We start from the raw sequence: 19017 nt of genomic DNA on the forward strand, positions 1-19017 counted from the left end.
CGTGACACCGATACGTTTGCCTGCACCCGGCGGTGATGCACAATGAGCCTCGATCCCTTTGCGCTTCCGTTGAAGAACGTCGATGACGCGCAGCACATGATCGGGCTTGCCCTCGATCTGCTTGCCGATGCCGGCCTGAGCCATCGACCGCCACCATCGCCACCCGACAGTTGCTGCGGCCGCGGTTGCAACGGCTGCGTGTGGGAGGGCTACTTTGCTGCGCTCGGGTACTGGCGTGATCAGGTGGCAGAACGTCTCGCCTCGGTCGAGATGGTGTGCCGTGAAGATTTGATGCGAGTGGAGTCTGGCGATGACGTGGAACGCTGACCAATACCTTACCTTTCACGATCTGCGGCTCAGGCCTGCCCTCGATCTGCTGAACCGGATTCCTGGTATCGAGCCGCGTGAACTTGTGGATCTCGGTTGCGGACCCGGCAATCTGACCGGTTTGCTGTTGCAGCGTTGGCCGCAGGCGCAGGTGCTCGGCGTCGACAGTTCGCCAGCGATGCTGGAGCGGGCACGCGCACGATGGCCGGCCCTGACATGGATCGAGGCGGACCTTTCGCGGTGGATGCCGCGCGAAGCGGTCGACCTCGTGTTTTCCAATGCCGCGCTGCATTGGGTCGACGATCATCCGCACCAGCTCCGACGCCTGGCGGGCATGCTGGCCGACGATGGGGTGCTGGCAGTACAGATGCCTGCGAATTTCTCGGCTCCATCACACCGATTGATCCGCGACATCGCGGCGCGGCCTGAATGGTCGGCGGTGCTCGGGGAAGCGCGGATGGGGGCGGTACTCGATGCCGATGCTTACCATACGTTGCTGAGCGCATGCTTCGCGACGGTGGATGTGTGGCAGACGACTTACTTTCAGGTGCTGCAGGGCGAACATGGGGTGTTCGACTGGCTGGCGGGTACGACGCTGGTGCCGTATTTTTCGAGGCTGGACGTGGTGCAGCGTGATGCCTTCGGTGCGGCGCTGCGCGAGGAGCTGAGTGCAGCTTACCCAGTACGGACTGACGGGTCGGTGCTGTTTCCGTTTACGCGGACCTTCATGGTCGCACGGACACCACAGATCGTTGTTTCACGTGAAACATGCTGATCGAGGGCGAGCTTCTCTTCGTCGTACTCGGGTTGGGTGCCTTCTGTGCGGGCTTTGTTGACTCGGTGGTCGGGGGTGGCGGTCTGATACAGATTCCGGCACTGTTCGCTGCATTCCCATCCGTACAGCCTGCAGTGCTGTTCGGTACGAACAAGGTTGCCAGTATCGTCGGAACGACCAGCGCCGCCGTTCAGTACGGGCGCCGGGTCACGATACCGTGGCGTATCGCGCTGCCAGGCGCGGCAGCTGCACTGGTCGGGTCGTGGTATGGTGCGAAGGCGGTGGTCTTTCTTCCCCCGACCGTACTCCGCCCCTTAATTCTGCTGCTCCTGGTGCTGGTGGCGGGCTATACTTTCATGCGCAAGGATATGGGCTCGGTATCTCGCGAGGCACCCTATACGCTCAGGACGCAACTCGTCGCAGTCGCCATCGGCGCAGGCATCGGTTTCTACGACGGCTTCTTCGGTCCGGGAACCGGCAGTTTTCTGATCTTTCTGTTCATTCGTTGCCTGGGAATGGACTTCCTGCGTGCATCGGTGACTGCGAAGATTCTCAATGTCGCTACCAATCTGGCCGCGATCTGCTATTTCGCTGCGACGGTCGAGATACTCTGGAAATTGGCGCTCGTGATGGCCGCCTGCAACCTCGCCGGTGCCATTGTGGGGTCGCGGACGGCGCTGCGCCATGGCACGGTTTTCGTTCGTAAGATGTTCCTGTTCGTGGTGTCGCTGCTGATTGCAAAACTTGCCTATGACACGCTCGCGGGTGTCTGATGGCAAGGTGTTCCACGTGAAACACGCGAAACCTGTCGTGCGACTCAGCCCATGCGGCGCAGGCGTGGCATCGTGACCCGGCCTCGGAGAAGCGTCCGATGCGCACCGGCAGGAACGAGGCCGTCGCGACGGCCAACCATCCACACAAGAAGATAGCCGTGAATCGACATAGCAAGCGACAAAACGCATCCGCCCGCAGCGGCGATCAGCACCAGGGCTCGCCGCGCCCGCCGGCAAGACCCGTCCTGCCCGAGGACGGGCTCGGTTACGCCCTGCAGCAGGCCGCGTTGCTGGTCGCCCATGTGCTTGACGGCGGCAATCTGACCGATCTGTACGAATCGACCCTGCGCGAAAATCCCCAGTGGTCCGACGCGACCCGGGGGGCGATTCGCGACTTGAGCTGGTCGACCCTGCGCGAATTTGGCCGTGGTGATGCGCTGCTCGTGCAGTTTCTCCATAAGCCGCTGCCGATCTATCTGCACGCACTGTTGCTGGTGTCGCTGTACAGACTCGAGCAGCGGCCCGCACAGTCGCATACCCTGGTGGATCAGGCGGTCGATGCCGCGGCGGCGGTGTACCCCGCGCTCAAGGGCGTGGTCAACGGTGTGCTGCGAAACGTCATGCGCGAAGCGCACCGGCACGACACTTGGCGGAGCGAAGACATCGCGGCACGCTACGCCTACCCGCAGTGGTGGATCAATCGGGTGCGGAGGGATCATCCGCAGGGATGGGAACGCATCCTCGAAGCCGGAAATCTGCATCCGCCCATGGCGCTCAGAGTCAACGCGCGGATGACTTCCCCCGCTGCCGTGTTGGAGACCCTCGATCATGCCGGGATCCCCGCTCGTGTGCTTGACCATGGTGCCGTGTTGCTGCAACAGCCGATCCCGGTCGCGCGTCTGCCGGGCTTTACCGAGGGACGTCTGTCGGTGCAGGATGCCGGTGCGCAATGGGCCGGCGTCTGGCTGGACGCGAAGGATGGTGAGCGTATTCTCGATGCATGTGCTGCGCCGGGGGGTAAGACCGCGCACATACTCGAGCGCGCAGATGTCGAGCTGACGGCGTTGGAACTCGATCCCGTCCGCGCCGCGCGCGTGAGGCTCAATCTCGATCGCCTCGGGCTGAAAGCGAACATCAAGGTTGCCGACTGCCGAAAGCTGTCAACGTGGTGGGATGGCAAGCCCTTTGATCGCATCCTTGCCGATGTGCCCTGTTCCGCGTCCGGCGTGGTAAGACGGCACCCCGACATCAAGTGGCTGCGGCGGGAGGAGGACATCGCCGGGTTCGTCCATCAGCAGGCGGAGATTATCGATGCACTTTGGCAGACGCTGGCGCCTGGTGGCACAATGCTCTACGTGACCTGCTCCGTTTTCGCCGACGAGAATCATCGTCAGATTGCGGCATTTCGCGCCCGCCACCCGGATGCAGAGCCCTATGCCATTGAGGCTGATGAAGCGTGTTTCTTGCCACCGACTGCGGACCATGACGGCTTTTTCTATGCGCGCCTGCGCAAGCATTGCTGATCTCGCCCGGCAGTTGTTCCTGCTGCTGGCGCTGGTTTCGTTTACCGCGCTTGCAGCTGATGAGAGCCGAATCACCCACGCCGAAATCGTCGAGGGGGAGGGCGGCTATGTGCTCAACGCCGACATCGAACTCGACCTCAATTCCCGCCTGACGGATGCCGTCACCCGGGGGGTGGCGCTGTTTTTTGTTGCCGAGGTGATCATCGAGCGGCCGCGCTGGTACTGGATGAACGAGGTGGTCGCCGAGCGCGAGCTCAATTATCGAATTTCCTACCATGCCATCACCCGCAGTTACCGCTTGTCGATCGGCTCCCTGCATCAGAGCTTTGACAGTCTCGATTCGGCACTGCTGACGATGCAGCGTATCCGAAACTGGCAGGTCGCCGGGCTGGAGGATCTGACGCCCGGTGTGTCGCATGAGGCATCGCTGCGTTTCCGCCTCGATACGGCCCAACTGCCCAAGCCATTCCAGGTTACGGCCATTGGCAGCCGCGAGTGGAACGTCGGGACCGACTGGTTACGCTGGACTTTCCTGCCCGGGGCGGCCACTTCCAGATGAAGCGCATCGTCCTTGCCGTCGTCGCCGCCATTGCCGGCATTTCGCTTTACTTGCTCACCTCCGCAAGTGCGAACTCGGATCTGTTTGCCGAGCGCTATCCGTATCTGCTGGCGCTCAATGGGGTCGTCGCGGTCGGTCTGGCGGGCCTGGTGGGGGTGCAGTTACGCTCGCTGTGGCGCGAGTACCAGGCGCGGAAGTTCGGCTCCCGCCTCAAGTACCGCATGATGATGATGTTCGCCCTCATGGCCCTGCTGCCAGGCCTGGTGGTGTATGCAGTGTCGCTGCAGTTTGTGGTGCGCAGTATCGAGTCGTGGTTCGACGTCCGCGTCGATTCCGCCCTCGAAGGTGGCATCGCGTTGGGGCAGAATGCACTCGATTACCTGGTCAGCCAGGTCAATGCCAAAGCCGGCGACATGGCGCTTGATCTGGAGGGGGTAGAGAATTTTTCGCCCACCCATCTGAATCGCCTGCGTGAGAATGCGGGGGTCGGGAGTGTCACGGTGCTGTCGACCGGCGGACAGGTGCTGGCCACCGCCAGTGACAGCCTGTCTGCCCTGATGCCGGACCTGCCCTCGTCGGCGCAGATGCGACAGGCGCGCCAGAGTCGCAGCGTCAATACCGTCGATAGCTACCCGGATGGCAAGCTGTTGATACGGGTCGTGGTGCCGATTCCAAGCCGCTCTTCGCTGAGCGAGCCGAACCTGCTGCAACTCACTCAGCCCGTGCCCGACACCTTTGCCCGCCATGCCGAAGCGGTGCAGGAGGCTTTCCGTGACTACCAGCAACTGACGCTCGGGCGCGTGGGGCTCAAGCGCATCTACAGCCTGACCCTGACCTTGACGCTCCTGCTTGCCCTGCTGACCGCGGTGGCGGTCTCCTTCGTGCTGGCGCGTCGTCTTGCGGCGCCGCTGCTGATCCTGGCCGAAGGTACGCAGGCGGTTGCGCAGGGCGACTACAGCCCTCGCCAGGCCCTGCCCGCAAGGGACGAACTCGGTGTCCTCACGCAGTCGTTCAACCAGATGATCCGGCAGCTTGAAGATGCACGCGCCGCCGCCGACCGTAACCGTGCAGCGGTGGAAGCCGCACGTGCCTATCTCGAGAGCGTGCTTGCCAACCTGTCGACCGGCGTACTCGCATTCGCCAACGATGGCACCCTGCGCGCGGCCAATCGTGGCGCGATGGAGATTCTTGCCGATGACCTGGCCGGTTTCGAAGACATTGCACTTGCCGACTGGGTACGGCACCATGCGTTCCGCGACGCGCTGCTGGAGGGTTTTGCGACGCACGACGGCGACTGGCATGAGCAGATCGACATTCCGTCGCCGGATAGTTCGCCGCTGACGCTGCTGGTCCATGGTTCGCGACTGCCGGAGAGCACCGGCGGCGGGTTGGTGGTGGTGTTCGACGACATTTCCCGCCTGGTCGAGGCGCAGCGCACGGCGGCATGGGCGGAAGTGGCGCGGCGCCTGGCACACGAGATCAAGAATCCGCTTACACCGATCCAGTTGTCCGCCGAGCGACTTGCACTCAAGCTCGCCGATCAGCTCGACGAGAACGGAAGGGCGATGCTGGAGCGCGCGACGCGGACGATCGTGAATCAGGTCGAGGCGATGAAGAATCTCGTCAATGCCTTTCGTGACTACGCGCGTCTTCCGGCGCCCGAACTGGTCGCGCTCGATCTTGCGGCGCTGATACCCGAGGTGCTGCATCTGTACGAGAGTGCGCCGGTGCAGATTCGACTGCAGGTGGACAGGGGGCTGCCCAAGGTGCTTGGCGATGCATCGCAGATTCGCCAGATCATCCACAATATACTGCAGAATGCTCAGGATGCGGTCGCTGGCCGGGACGATGGCGAAGTGTCCCTGATCGTCCGGGTCGAGGGCGACAGGGTGTTGCTGGTATGTCGCGACAACGGCCCCGGTTTTCCGGCGGAAATCCTGGCCCGCGCATTCGAGCCTTACTTTACGACCAAGTCCAAGGGGACAGGGCTTGGTCTCGCAATGGTCAAGAAAATCGTGTCCGAGCACGGCGGCGACGTCAGAATCGCCAATCGTGACAGCGGCGGTGCGGAGATTCGCATCCGCTTGCGGACCACCATGACAAACGGTGAAAACTGAATTATGGCGAAGCTACTCATCGTTGATGATGAAATGGGAATCCGGGAGTTGCTCTCCGAGATCCTGCGTGACGAGGGGCATGACATCGAGCTGGCGGAGAACGCGGCAGCGGCGCGTGCTGCGCGCAATGCCTCGCGCCCGGACATGGTGCTCCTCGATATCTGGATGCCCGATACCGATGGCATCACGCTGCTGAAGGAGTGGTCGGCCAACGGCCAGCTCAACATGCCGGTGGTGATGATGTCCGGTCACGGCACGATCGATACCGCGGTGGAGGCAACGCGGATCGGTGCCATCGATTATCTCGAAAAGCCGATCGCGTTGCAGAAGCTGCTGGCGTCGGTGAAACGCGGGCTGCAACGGCCCGTTGCGGTCGGCACGCCCGCACCGCTGACGCTGGCCGCCTTCACCCGCTCGGCACCCTTGCGCGAACTCAAGCGCCGGATCGAACAGATTGCCGACAGCTCCCGGGTGCTGCTGTTGCGCGTTGGCGGTGGCAGTCTTGCCGAACTCGTCGCACGCAGTCTGCAGGTGGCCGGTTCGCCGTGGCTCGATCTGAGCGCCATCAGCACGCCGCTCGACATCAATCAGTTGCAGGCCAGCCACGGAGGCTTGCTGTACGTTGCCGAACTGTCGCGACTGTCGCGCGCGCAGCAGAAAAACCTCGCATTCGCGCTCGAGCGCCTCGATCGTTACGACCTCCGGCTGGTCGTCGCCACCGAACGTACTCATGACGCGCTACTGGCGGACGGCTGGGACGAAATCGTGCTCGACCGGCTGTTCGAGATCAGTCTTGCTCCGCCAACGATGAGCGACATCCGCGACGATCTCCCGGAGCTGGCGGCGCAGATCCTGCTGCACCTGGTCGAGGCGAGCGATGTTCCTCTGCGAAAGTTTTCGTCCGCCGCCCTGAATCACATGCGTACGCATCCGTGGACCGGGGGCTATGGCGAATTGCGTGCCGCGGTGCGCTCGCTTGCGCTGGCCACGCTCGAAGAGGAAATCGGCCTGTCCGACGTGAGGCGCCTGCTGTTACCCAATGCGGATACCGCATCGAGCGCGATCCCGCTCGACCAGCCGCTGCGTGAGGCGCGCGAGGCCTTCGAGCGCATGTACTTCGAGCACCATCTCCGGCTCGAAAGCGGCAACATGACCCGGCTCGCCGAAAAAACCGGGCTGGAGCGGACGCACCTTTATCGCAAGCTCAAGCAGCTCGGCCTGCAGGCCGGTCGTCGTCACGAGGAAAACTGATGTCGGCATCGCGAGTCCATATCCGCGCGCGAAGGGGCGGAATGCGATTTGCCGCGCTGCAACATTCTGTTTCGATGCCACGCAACACCGCGTAGAATCGCCCGTCTTAGGGTTCATCTGGGGTCATCCCGTTGAAAATCATTATCCTTGGTGCAGGGCAGGTCGGTGCGTCGGTCGCCGAGAATCTGGTCTCCGAAGCAAACGACATCACGCTGGTCGACACCAGTGCGGATTATCTCGCCGAGCTGCGCGAGCGGCTCGAGGTGAGAACCGTGTGTGGCAATGCGGCGTCGCCCTCGGTCTTGCGCGAGGCGGGGGCCGAGGACGCCGATCTGCTGATTGCCGTCACCCAGTCCGATCAGACCAATCTGTGTGCCTGTCGCATCGCGAAAACCCTGTTCAACCTGCCGACCCGGATCGCGAGGCTGCGCTCCACCGATTACGTCGATCACCCCGAATTGCTCGACGACACCAACTTTGCCGTCGACTTCTCGATCTGCCCCGAGCAGATCGTAACGGACCACATCAAGCGTCTGATCGCATTTCCGGAAGCCCTTCAGGTGCTGGATTTTGCCGATGGCGTGGTCAGCCTGATCGGTGTGCGCGCGTTCGAGGGCGGTCCGCTGGTCGGACATCCGCTGAAGGCGCTGCGCTTTCACCTGCCCAACGTCGAAGTGCGCATTGCGGCGATCTACCGTAATGGCGAGCCGATCATTCCGGAAGGCGATACCGTGATCGTGCCTGGTGACGAGGTGTTCTGTCTCGCCGCGACCGTGCATATCCGGCAGGTCATGCGCGAACTGCGTCGCACCGACAAGCCGATGCGACGCATCATGATCGCGGGCGGGGGCAATATCGGTTTCCGCCTGTCACGATCGATCGAGAACGACTACCACGTCAAGATCATCGAGGTCGACAAGCACCGGGCCGACATGCTGGCCACCCAGCTCGGCCGCTCGCTGGTCCTGCGAGGCGATACCACGGACGAGAAGCTGCTCGAGAACGAGGGCATCGATGAAACCGACCTCTTCGTCGCACTGACCAACGACGAGGAGGACAACATCATGTCCGCCTCGCTGGCCAAGCGCATGGGCGCGCGCCGCACGCTGGCGCTGATCAACCGCAAGAGCTACGTCGACCTGGTTCAGGGCGGGCCCATCGACATCGCCATCTCACCGGCCAATACCTCCATCGGCTCGCTGCTCGCCCACGTTCGCCGGGGCGATGTGGTGGCCGTTCACAGCTTGCGCCGTGGCGCGGCCGAAGCGCTCGAGATCATCGCCCACGGCAAGCCGAAGGACTCCAAGGTCGTCGGACGCCGTATCGAGGAGATTCCGCTGCCCAAGGGCGCGTCGATCGGTGCGATTGTCCGCGATGAGCGCCGTGGGGGGGATGGCAAGGTGATCCGCCGCATGGTGATCATTCCGCACCACGATACCTTGATTGAAAGTGGCGATCACGTGATCGTGTTCTGCACCCACAAGAATCTGGTAAACAAGGTGGAGAAGCTGTTCCAGGTCAGCTTCACGTTCCTCTGAGCGCATGTATTCGTCCTTCGTGCGTCCCTACCACACCGCGCTCAATGCGCTAGGCCTGATCATCCTCATCTTCGGGCTGCTGATGCTGTTCCCGCTGACGGTGTCGTTCTCGCTCGATGACGGTGCGACCATGGCCTACGACCAGGCGATCGTGCTCACCCTGCTCAGCGGTGCCTTGCTGTGGCTGTGGACGCGAGGCCAGAGGCGCGACCTGCGGGTGCACGACGGCTTTCTTCTGGTGGCATCCACCTGGGTGGTACTGCCGGTCTTCGGCGCCCTCCCCCTGCTCGGCTACCTGCCCCACCTGTCCTTTGTGGACGCCTATTTCGAGGCTGTTTCGGGACTGACGGCAAGCGGCGGGACGATTCTGAACGGGCTGGACGATCTGCCGATCTCGATCAACCTGTGGCGTACCTTCATGCACTGGATCGGTGGCATGGGGGTGATCGTGCTGGTGGTGGCCATCCTGCCGCTGCTCGGCATCGGTGGCCGGCAACTGTTCAAGGCGGAAGTGCCGACGCCGATGAAGGAGAGCAGTCTCACCCCACGCATCGCGGAGACCGCCAAAGGCCTGTGGGTCACCTACATCCTGCTCACCGTATCGTGCGGATTCAGTCTGTGGTTTGCCGGCCTGGAACCCTGGGATGCGGTGATACATGCATTTTCGGTGGCCGGGCTCGGCGGCTTTTCGAGCAAGGATGCGTCACTGGGGCACTTCCACAATGTGAACGTGGAAATCGTCGCGATGGTGTTTGCGTTGGCGTCCGCGCTCAACTTCGCCACCCATTACCTGGCCTTGTCGCGACGATCGCTGATGCCCTATTTCCGCGATCCCGAAATCCCCTTCTTCTTTGGCGTCCTGCTGGCCAGCACCGCCATGCTGACGGTGTACCTGATGGAAGTGAATGCGCATGCGGATTTCCCGACGACGCTGCGCTATGTGTCCTTTCACGTCGTCTCGCTGTCCACCTCGCTGGGGCTGGCTACTTACGACTACACCCTGTGGCCGATGTTCGCGCAGATCTGGGTGCTCTTTCTCGGCAGCTTCATCGCCTGTTCGGGCTCTGCCGGTGGTGGCATCAAGATGATGCGCGCCATCATCCTGTACAAGCAGGTATCACGCGAGATCATCCGCTCGCTGCACCCCACCGCGGTGCGTCCTGTCCTCATGGGCAGGCAACCCCTGTCGGAGGGCATCCTGCACGCGGTGCTCGGCTTCAGCTTCATGTATATGGTGAGCATCGTGTCGTTGACGCTGATGCTGTCCGCCAGCGGCCTCGACCTGGTCACTGCCTTCTCGGGCGTGGTCGCATGCCTGAACAACACCGGTCCGGGGCTCGATTCGGTGGGTCCGGCGTCGAACTATCAGTCGCTGAACGACTTTCAGACCGCCGTGCTGGCCTTCACCATGATCCTGGGGCGATTGGAGATCTTCACCCTGCTGGTGGTCCTGACGCCGGCCTTCTGGCGTCGCTGAGGCCCGCGCTGCGGCCTTGCAGTGGGCCTGCGGCGGAGCGGGCGTGGATGAGTCGCGGTCGGCGGCGGTCGACAGAACCTCTTCGGGTGCAAACTGACCGCGCTCAACCCATCCGCCCCGATCACAGGCGATAATCACGCTTTGTTGCCAATCGTCTGCAAGAGAGGACACGACGTGAGCCGCCTTAAGAATGACACTTTCCTGCGTGCCCTGCTGCGCCAGCCAACCGAATATACGCCCGTATGGCTGATGCGCCAGGCCGGACGATATCTGCCGGAGTATTGCGAGACGCGCAAGCGCGCCGGCAGCTTCCTGCAACTGTGCAAGAGTCCTGCCATGGCCTGCGAGGTGACGCTGCAGCCGCTGGCGAGATACGACCTCGATGCCGCGATCCTGTTTTCCGACATCCTGACCGTACCCGACGCCATGGGCCTGGGTCTGTACTTTGCCGAGGGCGAAGGGCCGCGTTTCGAACGCCCGCTGCGCGAAGAATGGGAGATTCGCAACCTGTTTGCCCCCGATCCCCATGTCGAACTGCAATACGTCATGGATGCCGTGGCCGAGATCCGGCGTGCGCTCGATGGCAGCGTGCCGCTGATCGGCTTTTCCGGCAGCCCGTGGACGCTGGCCTGCTACATGGTCGAGGGCGGGTCGTCGGACGATTACCGCAAGGTCAAGAGCATGGCCTACAGTCGCCCCGACTTGATGCATCACATCCTTGCCGTGACCGCCGATGCCGTGGTCAGTTACCTGAATGCGCAGATCGAAGCGGGCGCCCAAGCGGTGATGGTGTTCGACTCATGGGGTGGTGTGCTGTCCGAAGCGGCATACAAGACCTTCTCCCTGCCCTACCTCGAGCGCGTGGTGGCAGGCCTGATTCGCGAACGCGACGGTGAACGTGTGCCGAACATCGTGTTCACCAAGGGCGGCGGACTGTGGCTGGAGTCGATCGCCGATATTGGCTGCGACGGTGTCGGACTGGACTGGACCATGGATATCGGCCGCGCACGCCGCCTGGTGGGCGACAAGGTTGCGCTTCAAGGCAATCTGGATCCCAACGTGCTGTTTGCGCCACCGGATGTGGTGGCCGCTGAAACACGCAAGGTCATCGATTCTTTCGGTGCGCACCCGGGACACGTCTTCAATCTCGGTCACGGCATCTCGCAGTTCACTTCGCCTGACAACGTGTCGGTCATGGTCGATACCGCGCACGAGCACAGCCGGATCGTCCGCGCGCGAGGCTGAGCGGGCGCGGTCATGAGGCCGCAGGGTGCCGGATGAGTCGGCGCTTTGCGGTCCGTGTCAAGCAAAAAAAGTAGGTTTTTCGCTTGACTTATACACATCGAAGACCCCCCGCCGGACAATATTCACCGAGATGGTGCGCGTATGCAGTTAGTTTTTCAAGCTGTTGTTTTAATAGAATAAAAAACTTGCTGCATGTTAAGGCAATGTGACAGAAGTGCTTGACCCGCGCCGCTTTCAGCCCGATTCTCCCAGCTTTTGCACAAAGTTATCCACAGGATTTGTGGACAAGCCGGCAGGGGCTTACCCGGCAAGCGCTTACCGCATCTTTTCGAGGACTGACTTCAGGTTTAATCTTCAAGTTGTTGAAAATAAATAAAAAATAGATAGCTTTCCCCCAGCCAAATGCCGATCATCCGTGTCGCTCTTCCCCTGCCAGTTCCACAACTATTTGATTATATTTCGGAAGATGCAAACAATGAGGATATTGGGCGATGTGTTCGGGTGCCCTTCGGTCGTGGTGAAAAGAGCGGCCTGATCGTTTCCCTGCCTGCCGAGCCGGATATCGATCGCACGCGCCTCAAGGCGGTTTCCCACATTCAGCGCGACGTGCCTGCCCTGCCGGCGGACTGGCTCGAGCTGGTCGGTTTCGTCGCGCGCTATTACCACGCGGCACTTGGCGAGGTCATTTCGCTCGCGCTGCCGCCGGGCTTGCGCCGCGCCGACGGCGTCAGCGCGGCGGAGATCGACCCCCTGCTCCAGGTGTCTGCCGCCGGGCATGCGGCGCTGGCCGGGACGCGTCGCGACAGTCGGGCATTGTCGCTGTTGCGCGACACGGCTGCGCTCGGCGAGGCCGCGCGTCGCAGTGTGGTGCGTGCGCTCGAATCCGGCGCGGCAGTGGGCGATCTGCTCAAGCGTGGCTGGTTGCAGCCCGTTGAGCAGCAGCGCCCACGGCACCTGGCATCGGTACGGCCAGCGCTGACCGCGGAGCAGGACACGGCCATCGGCACGGTGCTTGCCGCCGGCGCGGGTTTTCGACCCTGGCTTCTGCATGGGGTGACCGGAAGCGGCAAGACCGAGGTCTACCTGCGTCTGGCCGAACACGTGCTGGCTGCGGGCGGGCAGGTGCTGATGCTGGTGCCCGAGATTGCGCTCACGCCTCAACTGGAAAGCCGCGTGGCGCAGCGTTTTCCCGCTGCGAATGTGGTCAGCCTGCACTCCGGACTGGCCGAGGGCGCGAGGTCGCGGGGCTTCGTCCAGGCCTTGAGCGGACACGCGGATATCGTCATGGGAACGCGTCTGTCGGTGTTTGCGCCGCTGCCCCGGCTGGGCATCATCCTTGTCGATGAAGAGCACGACGCCTCCTACAAGCAGCAGGAAGGGGTGCGGTATTCGGCGCGCGACGTTGCCGTGTGGCGCGCGCACCAGCGTGGGGTTCCGGTGGTGCTCGGGTCGGCGACGCCCTCGCTGGAAAGCTGGCAACATGCAGGCAATAAACGTTATGGTCTGCTGCGCCTGACCCATCGCGCGGTCGCCAGCACCTTGCCCAGGGTGCGCGGGGTCGATATCCGGCGAATGAAGCTGGACGAGGGGCTGAGTCCTGCGCTTCAGGCGGCGATTGCGGAGCGCCTGGCGCGCGGCGAGCAGAGTCTGGTGTTCATCAATCGTCGCGGCTATGCGCCGGTGCTGTCGTGCCCCGCGTGTGGCTGGGTCAGCCATTGTCCGCATTGTTCGGCCAACCTGGTCGTGCATCTGGCCGATCGGCGCCTGCGTTGCCATCACTGCGGTTGCGACGGTGCCATTCCCCATGTGTGCCCGAGTTGCGGCAACCAGGATATCCAGCCTTTCGGGCGCGGCACGCAGCGGGTCGAGGCGAGGCTGAGCGAGCTCTTTCCGCAAGCCCGCGTGCTGCGGGTTGATCGCGATGCCGCGCGCACGCGGGCGCAGTGGGAGGCCCTGCTTGAAAAGATTGCCGCGGGTGAGGCGGACATTCTGGTCGGCACACAGATGATGGCGAAGGGACACGATTTTCCCCGGCTCACGCTGGTGGGCGTGATCGGTGCCGACGCCTCCTTGCACGCGGCGGATTTTCGTGCGCCCGAACGCCTGTTCCAGCAGTTGATGCAGGTCGGTGGGCGTGCGGGGCGGGGCACCTTGCCGGGCGAGGTCCTGATCCAGACCGAATACCCTGCCCATCTGCTCTATCAACACCTCGGGCGGCATGATTTCGATGCCTTCGCGCGCATGGCCCTGGACGAGCGTCGTGTTGCCTGCTTCCCGCCCTTTACCCATCAGGCCATGCTCAGGGCGGATGCCCCTGAACTGTCGGATGCGGTCGAGTTCCTGCAGCATGCACGCCGCCTGGCGCAATCCTGCGCGCCCGAGACGCTGCGCCTGTTTGATCCGGTTCCGATGCGTCTGACCCGTCTCGCGCGCCGCGAGCGCGCGCAACTGCTGGTCGAGGCCGACGGTCGTGCCCCGTTGCAGGCCTTTCTCGGACAGTGGATGGAAATGCTCCATGGCCAGCGCACCCCGCGGCAGCTGCGCTGGCAACTCGATGTGGATCCGCTCGATGTGTGATGGGTGTGTGCCTGCCGTCTAGCGCTTGTTGGCGCCCGCCGGCCACAGCCAGGCCGCACCGCGCACGCCCGACGAATCGCCGTGGCGGGCAGGCCGCAGACGCGTCAGGATGTGGTCGGAGAAGATGTGCTCCGCCCATCGTGCGGGCACGTTGGAATACAGTCGTTCAAGCTTGGAGAGGCCGCCACCGAGCACGATCACGTCGGGGTCGATGAGATTGATGACGGTGCCCAGCGCACGCGCCAGGCGAGCTTCGAAGCGCTGCAGGCTGGCTTCACAGCTGCGGTCGCCGGCGCGAGCCGCGTCTGCGATCTGTTGCGCGTTCAATGTGCCACCGTGCCGGCGGGCGTGGTCGGCGGCAAGCGCCGGGCCCGACAGGTAGGTTTCGATGCATCCATGACGGCCGCAGTAGCAGGCTGGCAGTGGCAGATCGTCCGCGACCGGCAGCGGTAGCGGCGAATGGCCCCACTCGCCGGCAATGCCGTTGGCGCCGATGAGCAGTCGCCCGCCCACGACCACACCACCGCCGACGCCGGTGCCGAGGATGATGCCGAATACCGTTTCCGCGCCGGCGCCCGCCCCGTCTGTGGCCTCGGAGATGGCCAGGCAGTTGGCGTCGTTGGCCAGTCGGACTTCGCGCTCGAGCAGGGTCTCGAGATCCCGTCGCAACGGCTTGCCGTTGAGACAGGTGGAGTTGGCGTTGCGCATGAAGCCGTCGAGACGCGATAGCGAGCCCGGCGTGCCGATGCCGACACTGGCGCGTTCACCGATCCGGGTTTCGGCAAACGTCACCAGTTCGGCAATGGCCTCGAGCGTTGCTCGATAGTCGCCCTGCGGGGTCGGCACGCGCCGGCGCAGCACTTCGCGTCCGTCGCCGGCGAGGGCGACGATCTCGATCTTCGTGCCACCAAGGTCGATGCCGAGGCGCACGCTGAACTCAGCCGCGCGCCATGCGTTCGATGCCGTCGCGATAGCGCTCCAGCGCCTCCTCGCGGCAGCTGGCGCTGATGCCGAGATCATGCACGAGACCGTTGTCCAGGCCATAACACCAGCCGTGGACGCTGACGTCCTGACCGCGCTCCCACGCTTCGCGCAATACCGAGGTCTGGCTGATGCTGACCACCTGTTGCATGGCATTGAGTTCGCACAGGCGGTCAACCCGTTCCGCGTGGCCTTCGACCATGTTGAGCAGGTTCTCGTGGCGATCGCGAACGTCCTGCACATGGCGCAACCAGTTGTCGGTCAGGCCGATACGATTGTCGTTGAGCGCCGCCTTCACGCCACCACAGCCATAGTGGCCGACAACGAGAATGTGCTTCACCCGCAGCATGGCTACGGCATAGTGGATGACCGACAATGCGTTGAGATCGGTGTGTACGACGACGTTGGCGATGTTGCGATGGACGAACACCTCGCCCGGCGCAAGGCCGATGATCTGATTGGCCGGCACCCGGCTGTCGGAACAGCCGATCCAAAGATATTCGGGCGATTGCTGGTTGACGAGGCGGGCGAAGAAATCGGGGTCTTCGCTGTGCATGCGTTCCGACCAGTCCTTGTTGTTCTTGAAGAGGGTGTCGAGCTGATGGCTCATTCGATCGTCCTGACGGAAAAGTGAGCGGTGGATCCGCATGATTATGAATGGCTTGCGACTTGCATGTCAGCAGGGATGGTCGGCGCGAAGGCCGCGCATGGCCGATGATGGCGCCAAAGGCGAAGACCGGAGACGTGACTTGCCGCGGCGGTGCGGCATGCGCACGCCCATCGATACCGCAAGATCACCATATCCCGAGGTCGCTCAGCTGCCTGCTGGCGGCTTCGGCCCAGCCACGGTTGGCGGCAGGGCTGGCGGGACTGGGATGAAGAATGCGCCCTACGCGCAGCCCAGGCCTGCCCGCAAGGGCGCCAATGGCGCGCTGCTCGGCCCACACGCCGATGCCGATTACCCACTCGGGATTCAACGCCTCGATCAGCGCGCGCAGGTGTACATCGCAGGCCGCCAGCAGGGGGCGCTGTTCGGCGACGGGCAGTTTGTCCGGGGTCAGGTTCCGGCCCTCGTCGAAGAAGGCCAGGGGACAGTAATTGGCGACGAAGTGATCGGCAAAGAAGGCCTCGGGGTGGCCGAAGCGATCGCGGAACAACCCCCACAGGCGTTGGCCGCTCACTTCCGAGCGCGTGCATGCAAAGCCTTCCACCGGGCGTTTCGGATTCGGCACGCGCGGTTGCGCGACCGGCCCCTCGAGACCGAGCCAGTCGCGTGCGGTGCTGATCTCGCCAAAAGGCACGCCGATCTGGGCCATGCCGAAGGGGCCGGGATTCATGCCGATGAACACCACCCGCTTGCGGCCCTCGCCATAGCGCCGGAGGTAGCTGTCGTGGATCTCGCCGGCATAGTCGAGCGGGTTGTAGACATGGGTGACGGGCGCGGAAAAACGCATCTCGTCGACGGTGGCGGACAATGTGTGGGCTGCGGCGATCAGGGTGGAGGCGGTCATGAGTGGTCAGAGAATGAGTTTCAGGGCATACAGCGTGGCCATGCCGGTTGCGATCGTGGCCAGCACATTGCCGCTGCGCCAGGCCACCCCGGCTGCAACCAGGGCGGCCCAGGGTCTGGGGGTGTCGAGCGCGATGCTCACTGCACCGCCATCGATGAACAGGGCGCTGGCCGTCAGGGCGGCAAAGCTGGCGGGCGCGATGTACTTGCACAGGACTTGAAGCCAGCCCGGCAGGCGGTTGCCCGCGAACAACCCGATCATGGCGTAGCGGTAGAAAAAGGTGACGGCTCCGACGACGAACACGAGCGCGACCATGGCCAAGGTGTTCATGCCACACGCTCCAGGCGACGTGCTGTCCATACGCCGGCGGCCAGCCCCGTAATGATTGCGATCACCAGCCCGAGCTTGAACGGCAGTGCTGCCAGCAGCAGCGCGGCCGCACCCGCGACCATCGCGGCGGCCTGACCGGCGCGCTCGCGCAACAGCAGCGTGAGCAAGGCGATGAAAGTCAGCGGCACGGCAAATTCGAGCTCCCACTCGGGCGGAATGGCGGCACCGAACACCAGGCCGAAGGCAGTCGACAGTTGCCAGGCAAACCACAGCGTGAAGCCTGCGCCAAGGAAGTACCAGTGGCGCATGTCCGGGTCGGCACTCGCTTCCCGCGCCTGATAATGCAGTACGGCCACGGCATAGGCCTCGTCGGTCAGCAGGTAGGCCAGCACCATGCGCCAGCGTCGGGGCAGATGGGCCAGATAGCCTGCCATCGAGGCACTGTAGAGCAGGTGGCGGACATTGAGCAGGCCCGAGGTCAGCGCGGTCGGCATCAGGCCGGCACCGGCTGCAAGCATCTGCACGATGACGAGCTGTGCGGCGCCGGCAAACACCACTGCCGATGCCAGCTGCGCAAGCCATGCCGGCACGCCCGCTGCCAGCGACGAGATGCCGTACAGCATGCCGAACGGGATCGCGCCCAGCAGCAGCGGCGCCTCGTCGCGACAGCCGGCGATAAACTCGCGGGATGCGGCGCGGTGCATCACGTGTTCGACTCCGGCACCGGCGCAACGCCGACAGGCGAGACGCGATCACCGTTCCACGGTGCGACCCGGAACAGCAATAGCATGCCCGGAAAGGCAAGGAAGAAACACAGCCAGAAGAAGCTGTACCAGCCCATGTATTCGACCAGCCAGCCCGCCGTGGCGTTGATGAAGGTGCGCGGAATCGCCATCAGGCTGGTGAACAGCGCGAACTGGGTGGCGGTGTAGGCCGGATTGGTGGTGCGCGCCATGAAGGCGACAAAGGCGGTCGTGCCAAGTCCCGCCCCGACCGCCTCGCCGGCAATGACGACGGCCAGCACTGCCAGGCGCGCGGCATCCGATTCGCCTGGCCCCAGCCATGCCATCCAGACAAAGCCGAGGATGGTGATGAACTGCACCACCCCGAACAGCCACAGCGCGCGGTTGATGCCGATCTTCACCATCCAGATGCCGCCGAGGATGCCGCCGATGACCATCGGCCACAGCCCGGCATTCTTGGCGATGATGCCGATCTCGGTCTTGGTGTAGCCCATGTCGAGGTAGAAGGGTGTGGCCAGCGCGGTGCAGAGTGAATCGCCCAGTTTGTAGAAGAACAGGAAGGCCAGCACCAGCAGGGCAGAGCGCACGCCGTGGCGACCGAAGAATTCGCGAAAGGGCTCGACGACCGCGTCGCGCAGGGTGCGCGGGCTATTGCTGGCGGCGAAGGGTTCCTTGACCGCCAGCGTCATGAACAGGCCGGGCAGCATGAATGCGGCGGTGATCACGAACACCTGGCTCCAGGGCAGATAATCGGCAAGGATCAAGGACAGCGAGCCCGGCACCAGGCCGGCGATGCGGTAGGCGTTGACGTGGATCGCGTTGCCCAGCCCGAGCTCCGCATCGGGCAGGATCTCGCGGCGGAACGCGTCGAGTGCGATGTCCTGGGTGGCGGACAGAAAGGCCAGGGTGGCGGTGAGGCCGATGACCAGCGGCAGATGCTCGCTGGGCGACAATTGCCCAAGCCACGCGATCGAGGCCACCAGGCCGAACTGCGATACCGCCATCCAGCTACGCCGTCGTCCGAGCCAGGGCAGCAGGCCGAAGCGGTCGAGCAGCGGCGCCCACAGGAATTTCCAGGTGTAGGGAAACTGGATCAGGGCAAACGCGCCGATGGTCTTCAGCGACAGGCCTTCGGTCTTGAGCCAGGCCGGCACCAGATTGAGCAGCAGGTACAGCGGCAGGCCGGAAGCGAAGCCGGTGAAGATGCAGATCAGCATCCGGCGATTGAGCACGATGTTCAGCCAGGCGGGTCGGGAAAGATGCACGGGCGGCTTTGGCTTGGACGAAGCC

Annotated in this window: 17 protein-coding genes; 11 read left to right on the forward strand and 6 right to left on the reverse strand. The window is 63.6% G+C overall.

What is annotated here, in order from left to right; genetic code table 11:
- Window positions 1-42: 42 nt before the first annotated feature.
- From J5J83_RS16040 to J5J83_RS16090, 11 genes are all read left to right on the forward strand, one after another.
- Window positions 43-327, forward strand: a complete 285-nt coding sequence (locus J5J83_RS16040) for an oxidoreductase-like domain-containing protein (protein WP_212350848.1) — start codon at window positions 43-45, stop codon at window positions 325-327.
- On the forward strand, window positions 311-1102 hold the full coding sequence (locus tag J5J83_RS16045; RefSeq protein WP_212350850.1) for a methyltransferase domain-containing protein: 792 nt from the start codon (window positions 311-313) through the stop codon (window positions 1100-1102). The genes J5J83_RS16040 and J5J83_RS16045 overlap by 17 nt, the downstream gene beginning before the upstream one ends.
- Complete coding sequence (locus tag J5J83_RS16050) at window positions 1102-1875, forward strand: TSUP family transporter (protein ID WP_212353249.1); 774 nt, start codon at window positions 1102-1104, stop codon at window positions 1873-1875. The genes J5J83_RS16045 and J5J83_RS16050 overlap by 1 nt, the downstream gene beginning before the upstream one ends.
- Window positions 1876-2147: 272 nt before the next feature.
- The gene (gene rsmB / locus J5J83_RS16055) at window positions 2148-3398 is read left to right on the forward strand and encodes a 16S rRNA (cytosine(967)-C(5))-methyltransferase RsmB (RefSeq protein ID WP_249116035.1); all 1251 of its coding nucleotides are present in this window, start codon (window positions 2148-2150) and stop codon (window positions 3396-3398) included.
- Window positions 3358-3957: a DUF4390 domain-containing protein gene (locus tag J5J83_RS16060; RefSeq protein WP_249115751.1), complete on the forward strand. Its 600-nt coding sequence runs from the start codon at window positions 3358-3360 to the stop codon at window positions 3955-3957. Before rsmB ends, J5J83_RS16060 begins: the two co-directional genes overlap by 41 nt.
- Complete coding sequence (locus tag J5J83_RS16065) at window positions 3954-6074, forward strand: ATP-binding protein (RefSeq protein ID WP_212350854.1); 2121 nt, start codon at window positions 3954-3956, stop codon at window positions 6072-6074. Before J5J83_RS16060 ends, J5J83_RS16065 begins: the two co-directional genes overlap by 4 nt.
- 3 nt (window positions 6075-6077) lie before the next feature.
- Window positions 6078-7325: a response regulator gene (locus J5J83_RS16070; protein ID WP_212350856.1), complete on the forward strand. Its 1248-nt coding sequence runs from the start codon at window positions 6078-6080 to the stop codon at window positions 7323-7325.
- A gap of 131 nt (window positions 7326-7456) precedes the next feature.
- Window positions 7457-8863, forward strand: a complete 1407-nt coding sequence (gene trkA, locus J5J83_RS16075) for a Trk system potassium transporter TrkA (protein ID WP_212350857.1) — start codon at window positions 7457-7459, stop codon at window positions 8861-8863.
- Between the two features lie 4 nt (window positions 8864-8867).
- Window positions 8868-10340 (forward strand): potassium transporter TrkG, encoded by a 1473-nt coding sequence (locus J5J83_RS16080; protein WP_212350858.1) that lies wholly within the window; start codon window positions 8868-8870, stop codon window positions 10338-10340.
- A gap of 174 nt (window positions 10341-10514) precedes the next feature.
- The gene (gene hemE, locus J5J83_RS16085; protein WP_212350859.1) at window positions 10515-11585 is read left to right on the forward strand and encodes a uroporphyrinogen decarboxylase; all 1071 of its coding nucleotides are present in this window, start codon (window positions 10515-10517) and stop codon (window positions 11583-11585) included.
- 402 nt (window positions 11586-11987) lie between these two features.
- Window positions 11988-14162: a primosomal protein N' gene (locus tag J5J83_RS16090; protein ID WP_212350861.1), complete on the forward strand. Its 2175-nt coding sequence runs from the start codon at window positions 11988-11990 to the stop codon at window positions 14160-14162.
- Window positions 14163-14180: 18 nt separating this feature from the next.
- On the opposite strand, the gene J5J83_RS16095 is transcribed toward J5J83_RS16090, so the two are convergent.
- From J5J83_RS16095 to J5J83_RS16120, 6 genes are all read right to left on the reverse strand, one after another.
- On the reverse strand, window positions 14181-15092 hold the full coding sequence (locus J5J83_RS16095; RefSeq protein ID WP_349251907.1) for an ROK family protein: 912 nt from the start codon (window positions 15090-15092) through the stop codon (window positions 14181-14183).
- A gap of 7 nt (window positions 15093-15099) precedes the next feature.
- Window positions 15100-15753 carry a carbonate dehydratase gene (gene can, locus J5J83_RS16100; protein WP_212350865.1) on the reverse strand — a complete coding sequence of 218 codons (654 nt, stop codon included), beginning with the start codon at window positions 15751-15753 and terminating at the stop codon, window positions 15100-15102.
- 184 nt (window positions 15754-15937) lie between these two features.
- Window positions 15938-16654 carry a uracil-DNA glycosylase family protein gene (locus tag J5J83_RS16105; protein WP_212350867.1) on the reverse strand — a complete coding sequence of 239 codons (717 nt, stop codon included), beginning with the start codon at window positions 16652-16654 and terminating at the stop codon, window positions 15938-15940.
- A 6-nt stretch (window positions 16655-16660) separates the two neighbouring features.
- Window positions 16661-16984 carry an AzlD domain-containing protein gene (locus J5J83_RS16110; RefSeq protein ID WP_212350869.1) on the reverse strand — a complete coding sequence of 108 codons (324 nt, stop codon included), beginning with the start codon at window positions 16982-16984 and terminating at the stop codon, window positions 16661-16663.
- Window positions 16981-17688 carry an AzlC family ABC transporter permease gene (locus tag J5J83_RS16115; protein ID WP_212353255.1) on the reverse strand — a complete coding sequence of 236 codons (708 nt, stop codon included), beginning with the start codon at window positions 17686-17688 and terminating at the stop codon, window positions 16981-16983. Before J5J83_RS16115 ends, J5J83_RS16110 begins: the two co-directional genes overlap by 4 nt.
- Window positions 17688-18992, reverse strand: a complete 1305-nt coding sequence (locus J5J83_RS16120; protein WP_349251908.1) for an AmpG family muropeptide MFS transporter — start codon at window positions 18990-18992, stop codon at window positions 17688-17690. Before J5J83_RS16120 ends, J5J83_RS16115 begins: the two co-directional genes overlap by 1 nt.
- Window positions 18993-19017 lie beyond the last annotated feature (25 nt).

Origin of the sequence: Azoarcus sp. L1K30 (assembly GCF_018122735.1) — a bacterium.
GTDB lineage: Bacteria > Pseudomonadota > Gammaproteobacteria > Burkholderiales > Rhodocyclaceae > Parazoarcus.

Coding starts and splice junctions, on each gene's coding strand:
- J5J83_RS16040 (WP_212350848.1), top strand. CDS start 43: ATGAGCCTCGATCCCTTTGCGCTTCCGTTGAAGAACGTCGATGACGCG.
- J5J83_RS16045 (WP_212350850.1), top strand. CDS start 311: ATGACGTGGAACGCTGACCAATACCTTACCTTTCACGATCTGCGGCTC.
- J5J83_RS16060 (WP_249115751.1), top strand. CDS start 3,358: ATGACGGCTTTTTCTATGCGCGCCTGCGCAAGCATTGCTGATCTCGCC.
- J5J83_RS16065 (WP_212350854.1), top strand. CDS start 3,954: ATGAAGCGCATCGTCCTTGCCGTCGTCGCCGCCATTGCCGGCATTTCG.
- J5J83_RS16070 (WP_212350856.1), top strand. CDS start 6,078: ATGGCGAAGCTACTCATCGTTGATGATGAAATGGGAATCCGGGAGTTG.
- J5J83_RS16080 (WP_212350858.1), top strand. CDS start 8,868: ATGTATTCGTCCTTCGTGCGTCCCTACCACACCGCGCTCAATGCGCTA.
- J5J83_RS16090 (WP_212350861.1), top strand. CDS start 11,988: ATGCCGATCATCCGTGTCGCTCTTCCCCTGCCAGTTCCACAACTATTT.
- can (WP_212350865.1), bottom strand. CDS start 15,753: ATGAGCCATCAGCTCGACACCCTCTTCAAGAACAACAAGGACTGGTCG.
- J5J83_RS16105 (WP_212350867.1), bottom strand. CDS start 16,654: ATGACCGCCTCCACCCTGATCGCCGCAGCCCACACATTGTCCGCCACC.
- J5J83_RS16110 (WP_212350869.1), bottom strand. CDS start 16,984: ATGAACACCTTGGCCATGGTCGCGCTCGTGTTCGTCGTCGGAGCCGTC.
- J5J83_RS16115 (WP_212353255.1), bottom strand. CDS start 17,688: ATGCACCGCGCCGCATCCCGCGAGTTTATCGCCGGCTGTCGCGACGAG.